We start from the raw sequence: 10799 nt of genomic DNA, 5'->3' as shown, positions 1-10799 counted from the left end.
GGCCATGGCCAAGGCTCAGTTCGCCGTCCTGTTCGGCCAGCGCTTCACCAAAGCCCTGGCCTGACCGTGTCGTTCAACCGACCGGACGCACACGGAATTCCTGACACTCCCGAAGTCCGCGTCAAGGCCGCGGTACTCGCCCCGACTATCTGGGGCCGAGAACCCGGCGACACCCTGGTTGACGCCGCAGACGATGCTACCCCGCGCCCGGATTGCGTCGAAAGCCTGGCCCGCCTCGGCCACGCCGACCAGCGACATGGCCAATCCTGTCACGGCGGCGAACAAACCGCGCATACACGACCTCCCTTGGACCCCGTCTTTTCCATTCACCTAGCATCGTGTCTGCCCGATGCGCCATTGCTGTACCAGGAGCTCCGACGGTAGCCCTCTCCGGCACCCGCGTGCGCATCCTTGCTGAGGCCAGTCAGCATCCAGGACCGGCCTTGACGACCCTCTCTCCACCTGCCGCACTATCCCGCAACACCGGAGGAAAGAGCCTTTGCTGAAGATCGGTGCGGTCATGTTCTTCACGACCTACTCCATGCACCCGGCCGAACTCGGCCCGGTGCTGGATGAGCGGGGCTTCGAATCTCTCTGGGTGCCCGAACACACCCACATTCCATCCTCCCGCACAACACCATATCCCGCCGGCGGCCCTCTGATCCGTCCCTACTACGACATCATGGATCCCTTCCTGGCGCTCAATGCGGCGGCGACTGTCACGACGAATCTCAAAGTCGGCACCGGCATCGGCCTGGTCACGCAGCGCGATCCGATTGTGACCGCGAAAATGATCTCCACTATCGACCAGCTATCGAAGGGCCGGTTCCTTTTTGGCGTCGGTAATGGCTGGAACCAGGACGAGATCGAGAACCATGATACCGACTTCGCCACCCGCCACAAGCTGGCGCGCGAGCGGATCGAGGCTATGAAGGCGATCTGGACGCAAGAGGAACCCGAGTACCACGGTGAATTCGTGAATTTCGCCAGGATGAAGCAGTGGCCAAAGCCATATCAGGCACCCCATCCGCCCGTTATCGTGGGTGGTGCATTCCCCTATGCCGCCCGCAGGGCGATCCGCTACGGCGATGGATGGATTCCTCGTGCCGATCGGCTGGAGAAGGACGGCGTCGGCGTCCTCGTTGCCAAGTTTCGGCAGATGGCGACTGAGGCTGGACGCGATCCCGCCAGCCTCCCGATTACCATCTTTCGTGTTCCCGAGGAGATCGACCGCCTGAGGTATTGCGAGGAGATCGGGATTGACCGTGTCGTGTTCAGCTTGCCAGCCGAAGGAAGGGATAAGCTGATGCCAATCATCGACCGTTGGACCGAACTCAAGCGCCGGCTGGGTAGCTGATCCTACGAATGCAGCCCGGCTAACAAGCCGGCGCAAGCCGCGCGAGGGTACCAAGCAGCAGCAGGTGCTCGCCATGCTGCGCCGGCCCGAGGGCGCCACCGTCACCCAGATCGCGAAGGCCACCGGCTGGCAGGCCCACACGGTCCGCGGCTTCTTCGCCGGGCTGAAGAAGCGACAGGGCCTCGCGGTCGAGGCTGCCGAGCGGGTCCGCCAGGTCCACCCCGGTAAGGAGGGCGCCAAGGGCAGCTACACAGTCTACCGCGTCGCCGAGGCGGGCTGATGCGCCGGCACCGCACGGCGCCCCCAAGCTGGCGGTGGGGCTCTACCGCGTTTTCACCGCGGAGCAGGTACACTTGAGCGGTGTGCTGAGCAGCACTTGGCCGATTATGAGACTGGCAAGCCCGTCACCGCTGTCCGGCCTCTGGCTTCCACTCATTGCGACTCCCGTCAATTTTGGCGAGATGATGCGTCACGCCCGGCCCCGCAATTACCGCCTCGAATTCACAAGCTCAGGTAGAGTCATCCGGCGAAATATGCCGTGATCAGCGATGCTGGATCAGCCCTCGTCAAGAGAGTCCAAGGTTTGTCCACATCGGATTTTGCGGGGTGTGACACCTGAGTTCGTTCAACAATTCAAATACTTAGAATAATCCGCTATGAACCGACTTCGGTGTCATCAGAGGATTTATCCCCAGAATCTGGGGATGACTCTGTGGAAGACTTTGTGGGCAAGCTGGCAAGGCTTAGGCGGAGATTGCCCCTCGTCCGCGCCTATGCGGAGAGCGCGGGAAGCTTGCAGAGCACAATTCCCGTACAAGGTGAAATGGCAGCATACCGCGGTCTTGCTTCGCGCCATCGTCCGGTTAGCAGCGCGCGGCGCTAGGTTGCTCTCGCAACGATTTTGCCTTGCTCCAGCGCCCTCAGAGCCTTCCTGCCGGCATCCCACGCACTCTCAGCACAGGACAACGGAGCCTTGGCAGACAGCACGGGAAGCTGGCTCGCGTGCTTGCACACCTTCCAGGTCCATTGGCGCGGATGATGCGTCAGGATCTCGACTTTGACGTATCCAAGAAACTTACCGTCCGACACACCCGACATTTGTACCCCCACTCGGTAGTTCACGGATGCGCGACCTCACATGCGACGATAGCTGAGTGATTAACGGCATGGGCATTTCGCAGATGTAGTCCAGTGTGGCCTTACCGCGGCAGGTCGAGCACCCACACGCGTAGTGGAACGCGTCTGACACTCGGTATCCGACCTAACCTTTGCCGGACGGAAGAAAGGCATTGGGAGCTCGGTAATCCGTCTGTTAGACGGCAGTCTGATCCTTTGCCGCCCTCCGGAAAAGCCAGGCAGACAGGAACCACGCCCCGACGAAGGACCCGGTCAGGACGACAGTGACATGTCCGCCGATCAGGGCGGCCACAGCGACTACGATGTGGGCGACTGCCATTGCGGCCATAGCACGCGCCATTCCACGGGGCTGGAACCGCGCGATGAAGGCGCCGACGATCCCGATCGCCAGCACGCCGAAGAACACCAGGTTAAGGGAGTTGTCCTCGCTCCCGATGATGCCGACTGCGAGGTTCACCCAGGTCATCAGGAAGGCTGCGCCTAGTACCACTGCCACCGCGGCCCGGTAGGCCATGCTCCGCGTCGCCCGCACCGCGAGCTCCAAGGCCCCAAGTGGCACGGCCAGCATGACTCCGAAAACCGCGAAGTCTGATCCGGTCCACCGTACCTCTTCGGTAAACGGCATCGCCATCAGCGGCGCAAGCAGCAGCAGCGCCGCCCCGCTCCATGCCACAACCCGCCATGTGACGACATGCGCTCTGTCGCTATCGTTCTCGGCGTCTCCTGCCATGGCTCTGCTTTCGATCCTTTGATGGAATCAGCGCTGTCGGCCTGCTGCAGGTCCTGATGCTACAGTGGCGCCTCCTGCTTGGCGGAAGGCAGCGTAGCAGGTTACGCTGCGGCTGGAGGTGGAGCGGCTGCGGGCCGAGGAGGTGCCAGCCTGGGGGCGATCGGGCGGGCGCTGCACGAGCGCGGGGTGCCAAGACCGCGGGGCGGCAGCACTTGGACCCACACGACGGTCGCGCGGGTGCTGGCGCGGGCGGCAATCTGACCACTCGCCCGCCGGACCGAATCACCGCTGGACCGCTTCCACGCCGGCAGGCAAGTGCAGGGGCGGGCCGACCATGTGCGCTAGACGCCATTCCGTGCCTCACCGCGCATCGAGCAGGCGCGCCACCATAGCTCTGACGGCGGCGATCTGCGGGGCGTCGCGGCCAAGGTAGTCGTCGCCACTGTAACCCCACCAGTCCCAGCAGCGGCGCGGGTTCAAGGGGGTTCCCGTCACTTGCGGGTAGACAATCACCACGTGGTTGGACACGGCCCAGCGATTGTACCCGGCGTCGAGCAGGAAGTCGGCGCCAATCCCCCCTGCGGAGGGCGGGGTTCCCGCGTCCTGCTGGCAGCCGTGGAAAACGACATGCAGGTTGCAGCGCTGCTGACCGCATGCTTTCGGCACATAGACCCAGCCAACCGCAGCCATCCCCGTCTCCTCGCGGGCGGGAGGAACGAAGGGGCGCTGGTCGAAGGAGCGTAGTTCACCTCCGCCCGTCGCGTCGCCCGGGGCATTCAGCGGGCCGTACAGGTGCGTGAGAATTTCGCCTGCCGCATCAAAGCCGCACCGGTTGATGAAGGGTGGCCCGTAGATGCCGCAGGCCCGGGCCGGGAGCGGGCCGCGTTCGGGAAAGTCGGACACCGGCATCCCGTGCGCGGCTTTCGGCCCATTGTTCGGCCGGACCATGAGGTTCGGTTCGGCCACTCCGAGCTGCCGGTAGAGTGAGACAAGGGCGTCGAAGGTCTTCCTGGGCACCAACTCGTCGGCTTCGCCGCGGAACAGCCAAACCCTCGTGCCCGCTAGATGGGATGGCGCTGCAATGGTGCCTGCGCGCCGGGCCTCGGCGATCACCACGAGGCTGTCCTCGACGCGTGGAGACGGGACTGGCAGGCCGAACAGGGTCGCCCCCGCGACATGGGTGCAGGAGAGGGTCGCGGCCTGGGCGCGCAGGAGCGGCGCCGCCCCGAACACCCAGGGGTTCGGTACGCGCTCGGCGCAGCCGAAGGGCCCCCCGGCAACGATGCCGGCTCCACGCACCAGGTCGGAGTGGGCGATGTGGAACTGGTGGGCGATGAAGCCGCCCGAAGATAAGCCGGACACTGTCACCGAGTTCGGGTTCAGAGATAGGCCGGCCGGGAGAGACCCGCCTTCAGCGGGAGAAAGGGTGGCGCTCCTGCTGGCAGTCGCGTGCGCTCCTACGAGGAGTGCCAGCGCAAAGCACAGGGCGCGCAGTCCCCTGCTCGTCCGGCGAAGGGCAGGCGCCGAGCGATTGCTGGAACTCGCTGTCGTGGCCGTCATGCTGACCCCCGCCGATGCAGGCGGGATTTTGCCGCTGCGCCACACCGTTCACCACTGATACCAACCTCAGGAAGTCCTGACCCTTGCACGAGCGGCACGGCTTGCCTCGGCCGGGACGCAGTTGGCAGGTAGTGCTCCTCCCGATGGGTCGGGACTTCATGAGGTCGGTATGAGTTGTTGGCCCTGCTTCCGCTGCCGCACAAGAACGAACCACGCCGGCCGTCAGAAACTGAAGGTAGCCCGTCCAGCCCTACGCCTGTGGCGCTGTGGTCCGCGGCAAGGATGATCGCCGGCGGGGTTTTCAGGCAGCGCTGGCGCGTTGCCGGCGAATTGGGGCGGTGCTGGTCGCCGCCCGCTTCGACCATATCACCCGGTAGACCCCGGGCCGACATCGGTTGAAGTGAAGCATGGCCAGTCCGCGAAAGCGTCCGCTCCTGCAAGCCAGCCTCGCCTTGCTCGCCTCCTGCAGCAGGGGCGAACCGGCGCCGCCCAGGGTGGGCGCGGCGTGGCCGCGTCCCGGGACGGCTACCTCACGAGCTGATCTGTCTGTGCTCATGTCCGTGAGGATCGCGCGGCTCCTTGCGAGCTACCCAGACCACCTCGCCGGCGTCGAGCGCGACACCCTCCTCTGGCGAGACGGCACGCTCATGCCCATTGGCGCGGGACAGCCCCCGCGTCCCTTCCACGAAATGCTGCGGTCCGCGACGATCGCAGACCAGCTCCGGCAGACCTACGATCCGGGGCCCGCGCTCAGCCCGCCGCCGCGTGACTACAGTCCCGGGCGGCTGCGCAACACCGCCTTTTTCGTAAAGATGTACGGCGACTGCCACGCGGGGGCAGCGGTGGCTCCGCGGTTGAGGTCCGTAATCTGAATGCCGCGTACGAGGCCACAGACACTCTCGGTGACCACTGTAAACGATGTCGCCGGCCGGCTGGAGCGCGTGGTCACTGTGCTGGAGGGAATGCCCGACCGGGTCAAAGCGCCCCTCGTGCCGTCGGCGGGCGCCTACAACTGCCGCGTTGTCGTCGACAGCGGCCTGCCCAGCATGCATGCTTTCGGTGCGGCGATCGACGTTGGCGTCCGGTACTCCGAGTATTGGGCTTGGTCGCGCTCGCGCGGCACCAAGTTCGATCCCGGCCAGCTGCCCGGGGAGATCCTGGAGGCGTTCGAGGCCGAGCGCTTCATTTGGGGCGGTAAGTGGTTCCACTATGACGGGCTGCACTTTGAGTATCGGCCCGAGCTATTCCGCTGAACCGCCATGCGCTCCTGCTCGGCCCAGACGCCGCGGGCGAGGCCGGGCGGCCGCACCGCTGCTCGGACCGCCGTCACTCTCGCTCACTCGCTGTCCTGGGTCGCGAGCACCAACACGAAGGGTGGCTGCCCGGGCGGGGCAGGCAGAACCCGTCCGGCGGCGTCGACGGGAAAGCGCCGCAGCACCACGAGATCCTGCACGTTGCCACCCACCACCTCGATGACGCCGGGGCTGGTGCGGACCACGATGTCGCAGTGCATCGGCCGGGGTTGGCCGACCTCGGCAAGGCGCATCGACCAGTGCGACAGTGGCGCCGCTGAGCGGTCGGCGCAGAGAAGGTCGCCGGGTTTCGGCGCTCTGTCCTCCGGGGCGTAAGGCAGGAAGGGCGCGCCGTCTGGGACCGCGGATGCGCGGGCGAGCAGAGCATCGATGTAGCGGGCGTGCCTGTCGGCGGCGGGCAAGGCGCCCTCGGGAAGGCCGGCGCGGCGCGCGATCGCAGAGACGAAGGCGGCCGACCAAGCGGGAAAGGCATAGATGCTCATGTCCTCGGGCCCGGGTGCCGGCACGACCGTCCGGGTGGCCGGGTCCTCGCCATTCCCGTCCTGCGTCTCCGCGCCGGCGTGCCCGGCCGATGCGGCGGCGATGGCCGAACGCAGGCCGCATAACCGCCGCGCGATGCCAACACCGCCGGGGACAGCCGTCCAATACTCCAGTAGGCGGGCGAAGCGCTCCGGCGTTGCGGCAGTGTTGGATGGCCGCGCCTCGGGCCAGCCGACCACCACGATGCCGCCCCAAGCCTTCCATTCGGCCAGCGCCGCGCGGGCGAGCGGCGAGACCGCACCGGTATCCGGTGGCGGCTCACGGGACGCGGCGCAGGCTGCGGCGGCGAGCGGCAGCAGGAGGATGAGGATGGCCCGGAACATGGCGTAGGTCCGGCACCATGTTGTGCACACGCAATGAGCAATTCAACTCTAATCCGCGGCAAGTGCGGCGAAGCCAGCGCCCATGGAAGCAGGTCAGGAAGCAATCAAACGCCATTGACCACTAACCAATAGTCGTTGATGGCTGCCGAACATGCTGAAGCAGTCCAATCGGCCTCCTTTCAGCCAAACACCGGATTCCGCAGAAACTCCGTAAGGTCGGCCTGCCCATCGTCGGCCGCCATCGCACGGCCGATTGCCATCATCAGCGCGACCGCGGCATCTATCTTCTGCTCCGGCCGCTGCTTCGTCGGGTACAGGTTGCCGCGCCGGTCCGGCTTGCCGACGACATTGCCCATGCACCATTCCAACACCGGATTGCCGTCGTGCCGGAGCCGGCCAGCGCGCATCGCGGCATCAAGCTCCAGGATCGCCGGGCTGAAGTTCTGCGTCGTCGCCCGGAATTCCAAGACGTTGACGCCTTCGCCCCGCAGCCGCTGCGCCATCTGCGCTGACTGCCACGGGTCGAACCCAGCGCTCACCACCTGAAAGTGCCGGCACAGATCCACGATGTCGCTCTCAATCGCGTCGAAGTCGGTCTCGTTGCCCGGCGTGATCGTCAGCTCGCCCTCGGCCGCCCAGCCAGGGTAGCTCGGATTGCGCGCCTCCATTACCGCGTCCTCGTTCAGGTAGCACCGGGCGAAGGCGGTGTAGCTGGCCTTGCCGGTTTCCGCGTCGCGCCCCGGAAAGACGATGGCCAGCGCCGCCAGGTCGGTGCGGCTGGCGAGGTCAATCCCGAGGTGGCACGGCTGGCCCTCGAAGTCCTCCAGCACCAGCGAGGGATCTGCCGCCGCACGCCAGGCCCGCATACTGAACAGCGCCTCGTCGGCGCCGACCCAGATGTTCAGGTGGCGGGTCTTGGCCACCGCCTCCTGCGCGGCGTTGTTCCGAGCCTGTCGCATAATGCCGCGGATGGCATCCGGCTGGACCGCCTGGCCCCAGGAAGGGTTGGCCTTGATCCAGGTCGCCTCGTCCCAAGGGTCGTCCTCCGGGTTGGCGGTGTAGATCAGCGCGAACAGCCGATCGTCCTCTTGGACCTCCTCCAGCACGCGGGTGGCGTAGTCCCAGAGCTGCTTGCCGATGCCGGTGCCATTGCCGGTCGCGGTGCTGATGGAGAGCAGCAGGGGGTGCCGCCGCTTGCCCATGGCGGTCAGCAGGACGTCGTAGACCTCCGCCGTCTTGTGCGAGTCGCCATTGGCTACGCAGGTCTCGCGAACCTATGTTAGCCATTGTTTGCCCCGATCTGGGGTGTACTCCGGCTTGGCCGCTTCCGCGGTTTCAACTGAGGCCAGAGGCGGCTGTACTGGCGAGCCGTTAGACGACTCGATCCGCGCGTCGACTTTCTGGTCAGGCTGGCCGAGATCGATGGTCGTCACGAGATCGCGGCCGCTGGAGATAAGGTCGCGGATAAAATCGATCTCCACCCAGCGGCGGTGCATCGCTTGGTCACTGTTGTTCCGCTCGCATGCCGCCTGCAGCACATCTGGGTCGACCGCGGTCCGGGGCGCCAGCGAGGCGTTGGGATTCCGACCCGTCAAATTCAGATCCGGCCGTCGGTAGATCACGTCGAGCAGCTGAAGTGTCAGCCACGCGTCAGCGCGGAGCTCCGGCCTGCGCATTGCCCGAGCACTCATCCGATGCGCTTCACTGCGTATGGCGGCCTCGAGCGCCTCACCGCCCTGCCGATAGATGGCAAACGCTTCAGGACAGAACATCTCGGCCGCCTTGATCGGGGTTAGGCCGCCCGGCGGCAGTACGAGGGTTTGGTTGCGGGGCGAGGCACGGCTCACTGGCCGACATTTCCTGTGTCTCGCGAGCAACCGATCATTTCATTTTAGCTCCTTCAGTAGCCCAGCCGCTGCTGGGGGGAGCGGAGGGATAACGCGCCCGCATCTGCTCTGCTACTCGCTCCTTCGCTTAGCTGCCTTTGTGGCCGCGATGGCCCGCTAATGGCTTGTTATAGCTGTTCCTTTTACCCGCAGCAGCCGATCTTCGCTGCCAACTATGGCCACTCAGACCCCCAACCCCCACCTCCCGCCCCACCTCCGCGAGGTCTGCGCCATCCTGGCCGCCGGTCTTGTACGGCTTCGTTGCCGCACTGCCGAGGAACTCGCCCGTAACGCTGCCGGGGCCGCGGCCAAGGGAGAGAGTTCGCTACACTTCACCGGCCAGCAGAGCGTGCATGCGGACCTCTTGGAGAGGGCCTCCGTATGACCCGACGCCGACCGATGACCGAGACCGCACCAGCCGTATTTGTCATCCCCGCCATCCCGCCGGCCCAAGTGCTGCCGCGCCTCGCCGCCCTTCAGGCCACTCCGATTGCCGACCTGAAGCAGCAGTGGCGCGAGCTCTTCGGCAAGGAGCCGCCGCCCTTCAACAAGGCCTACATCCAGAGCCGCTTGGCCTACCGTATCCAGGAGCTGGCCTATGGCGGCCTGAAGCCGGAGACCCGGGCCAGGCTGGAGGCGCTCGGCGAGCAGCTGGACGGCGGCAACGTCGTGCTACGCCGCATCCGAGCCGACAGCCGCCCGCTCCCCGGCACGCGCCTGATCCGGGAGTACGACGGCGTACAGCACGTGGTCACAGTCCGCGCCGATGACTTCGAGTTCGAGGGCCGGCCCTACCGATCGCTGTCCGCCATTGCCCGGCACATCACTGGCACCAGGTGGAACGGCTGGACTTTCTTCGGATTGAAAGGCAGGGCAGAGGCATGAGCCGGAGAAAGCTGCCCGGCCAGGCGATCCCCGCCACGGTCAAGAAGCTCCGCTGCGCGGTCTACACCCGCAAGTCCACCGACGAGGGTCTGGACAAAGAGTTCAACACCCTCGACGCCCAGCGCGATGCCTGCGAGGCCTACGTGGCCAGCCAGCGGGCCGAGGGCTGAGTCCTTGTCCGCGACCGCTACGATGACGGGGGCTTCTCGGGCGGTACCCTGGAGCGGCCGGCGCTGCGGCGCCTGCTGGCCGACATCGAGCAGGGGCGGATCGACGCCATTGTCGTCTACAAGATCGACCGCCTGTCCCGATCGCTAATGGACTTCGCCAAGCTGGTGGAGACCATGGAGGCGCATGGCGTGACCTTCGTCTCGGTCACACAGTCCTTCAACACCACGACCAGCATGGGCCGGCTGACGCTGAACATCCTGCTGAGTTTCGCGCAGTTCGAGCGCGAGGTGATCGGCGAGCGGATCCGGGACAAGTTCGCCGCCTCCCGTGCCCGCGGCATGTGGATGGGGGGCAAGGTGCCGCTCGGGTATGACGTGCGGAACCGGAAGCTGGTGCCGAACGAGGCGGAGGCGGCACGGATCCGGCGCGTGTTCGAGCTGTTCGCCGAGACTGGCTCCGGCTCGGAAACCCCGAAGCGGCTCCAGGCGGAGGGCGTGACCAGCAAATCGGGCCGGCCGTTGGACAAGGGCGACGTCTACAAGCTCCTGAAACTGCGGACCTATGTTGGCGAGGTCGAGCACAAGGGTCACGTCCATGCCGGTGAACACCAGGCCATCGTGCCGCGGGAGCTGTGGGATCGGGTGCAGGCCATCAGGCAGGTCAGCCCGCGAGCCAGGGCCGCGCAGAACCGGCAGCACGCGCCGGCGCTGCTGAAGGGGCTGATCTTCGGCGTGGACGGGCGGGCGCTGTCGCCGGTCCACACCATGAAGAATGGCCGGCTCTACTGCTACTACGTGGCACAGCGAGTACTGAAGGGGGACGCCGCCGGTGACGGCAGCATCGTGCGGCGCGTATCGGCGGCGGAGATCGAGGCGGCCGTGGTGGACCAAGTGCGGG

11 protein-coding genes and 1 pseudogene are annotated in these 10799 nt (G+C 66.1%); 7 read left to right on the top strand and 5 right to left on the bottom strand.

Features of this window, described 5'->3' with window-relative positions; all coding sequences use genetic code 11:
- Nucleotides 1-499 precede the first annotated feature (499 nt).
- Together E2C06_RS33465 and E2C06_RS33460 are read left to right on the top strand one after the other, a co-directional pair.
- Nucleotides 500-1357, top strand: coding sequence for an LLM class F420-dependent oxidoreductase (locus tag E2C06_RS33465; RefSeq protein WP_133292895.1), 858 nt, complete (start codon nucleotides 500-502; stop codon nucleotides 1355-1357).
- 43 nt (nucleotides 1358-1400) lie between these two features.
- Nucleotides 1401-1637: pseudogene (locus E2C06_RS33460) on the top strand (DUF3489 domain-containing protein); the annotation flags it as partial.
- 1032 nt (nucleotides 1638-2669) lie between these two features.
- Here the strand turns inward: E2C06_RS33460 and E2C06_RS33455 are convergent.
- Nucleotides 2670-3224 (bottom strand): hypothetical protein, encoded by a 555-nt coding sequence (locus E2C06_RS33455; RefSeq protein WP_206664815.1) that lies wholly within the window; start codon nucleotides 3222-3224, stop codon nucleotides 2670-2672.
- A 78-nt stretch (nucleotides 3225-3302) separates the two neighbouring features.
- Here E2C06_RS33455 and E2C06_RS40975 point away from each other — a divergent pair, with 78 nt between their 5' ends.
- Entirely contained in the window at nucleotides 3303-3485 is a 183-nt protein-coding gene (locus E2C06_RS40975) for a recombinase family protein (RefSeq protein ID WP_133292893.1), read from the top strand.
- 99 nt (nucleotides 3486-3584) lie between these two features.
- Here the strand turns inward: E2C06_RS40975 and E2C06_RS33445 are convergent, their stop codons facing one another.
- Nucleotides 3585-4784, bottom strand: coding sequence for an extracellular catalytic domain type 2 short-chain-length polyhydroxyalkanoate depolymerase (locus tag E2C06_RS33445; RefSeq protein WP_456305203.1), 1200 nt, complete (start codon nucleotides 4782-4784; stop codon nucleotides 3585-3587).
- A gap of 902 nt (nucleotides 4785-5686) precedes the next feature.
- Between E2C06_RS33445 and E2C06_RS33440 the strand changes: the two genes are divergently transcribed.
- Entirely contained in the window at nucleotides 5687-6037 is a 351-nt protein-coding gene (locus tag E2C06_RS33440; protein ID WP_165982835.1) for a M15 family metallopeptidase, read from the top strand.
- Between the two features lie 83 nt (nucleotides 6038-6120).
- Here the strand turns inward: E2C06_RS33440 and E2C06_RS39965 are convergent, their stop codons facing one another.
- From E2C06_RS39965 to E2C06_RS33425, 3 genes are all read right to left on the bottom strand, one after another.
- Nucleotides 6121-6960, bottom strand: coding sequence for a DUF2272 domain-containing protein (locus E2C06_RS39965; RefSeq protein ID WP_241671591.1), 840 nt, complete (start codon nucleotides 6958-6960; stop codon nucleotides 6121-6123).
- Between the two features lie 179 nt (nucleotides 6961-7139).
- Nucleotides 7140-8162, bottom strand: a complete 1023-nt coding sequence (locus tag E2C06_RS33430; protein WP_133292890.1) for a terminase TerL endonuclease subunit — start codon at nucleotides 8160-8162, stop codon at nucleotides 7140-7142.
- 72 nt (nucleotides 8163-8234) lie between these two features.
- Nucleotides 8235-8807, bottom strand: a complete 573-nt coding sequence (locus E2C06_RS33425; protein WP_133292889.1) for a hypothetical protein — start codon at nucleotides 8805-8807, stop codon at nucleotides 8235-8237.
- 420 nt (nucleotides 8808-9227) lie between these two features.
- On the opposite strand from E2C06_RS33425, the gene E2C06_RS33420 reads away from it, so the two are divergent.
- The 3 genes from E2C06_RS33420 to E2C06_RS33415 all read left to right on the top strand — a co-directional run.
- Nucleotides 9228-9731 carry a DUF2924 domain-containing protein gene (locus E2C06_RS33420; protein WP_133292888.1) on the top strand — a complete coding sequence of 168 codons (504 nt, stop codon included), beginning with the start codon at nucleotides 9228-9230 and terminating at the stop codon, nucleotides 9729-9731.
- The gene (locus tag E2C06_RS41255; protein ID WP_338324263.1) at nucleotides 9728-9901 is read left to right on the top strand and encodes a hypothetical protein; all 174 of its coding nucleotides are present in this window, start codon (nucleotides 9728-9730) and stop codon (nucleotides 9899-9901) included. The genes E2C06_RS33420 and E2C06_RS41255 overlap by 4 nt, the downstream gene beginning before the upstream one ends.
- Before the next feature lie 48 nt (nucleotides 9902-9949).
- Nucleotides 9950-10799, top strand: an 850-nt coding sequence (locus tag E2C06_RS33415) for a recombinase family protein (protein ID WP_338324264.1), incomplete at its 3' end; no start/stop codon positions are given.

It is taken from the genome of Dankookia rubra, from assembly GCF_004355005.1.
In the GTDB taxonomy this organism is placed as follows: domain Bacteria; phylum Pseudomonadota; class Alphaproteobacteria; order Acetobacterales; family Acetobacteraceae; genus Paracraurococcus; species Paracraurococcus ruber_A.
The sequence above is the reverse complement of the archived record's forward strand: the minus strand, read 5'-3'. Positions and strand labels throughout refer to the sequence as shown.